Here is a 430-nt window from a genome sequence, read left to right on the forward strand (position 1 = left end):
GGCGGTCACGATCGCGACTAACATGGCCGGCCGCGGCGTCGACATCAAGCTTGGCGGGAATCCGGCGACGGAAGAGCAATATGAAGAAGTGAAGAAACTCGGAGGGCTCTTCGTCATCGGCACTGAGCGCCATGAGGCGCGTCGCATCGACAACCAGCTGCGCGGCCGCGCCGGTCGTCAGGGAGATCCGGGCGAGACCCAGTTTTTCGTCTCTCTTGAGGATTCGCTCATGCGCATCTTCGCATCAGACGTCATCAAGCGTGTGATGGGAACGTTCAAGATCCCCGAAGACGAACCGATATACAACGGAATGATCACCAAATCGCTTGAAAGGGCGCAGACGCGCATCGAAGAGATCAACTTCGATTCGCGTAAGCATATCCTCGCCTACGATGACATCCTGAACGGCCAGCGCAAGAGCGTCTACGAG

At 57.7% G+C, this 430-nt stretch carries 1 protein-coding gene; it reads left to right on the forward strand.

The genetic code is table 11. From position 1 onward, the window contains the following. The coding region (locus tag H7U32_RS10550) for a preprotein translocase subunit SecA (protein WP_440201460.1) at positions 1 to 430 on the forward strand (430 nt) is incomplete at both ends.

The organism is Bifidobacterium pullorum subsp. saeculare (assembly GCF_016899725.1).
GTDB lineage: Bacteria > Actinomycetota > Actinomycetes > Actinomycetales > Bifidobacteriaceae > Bifidobacterium > Bifidobacterium pullorum_C.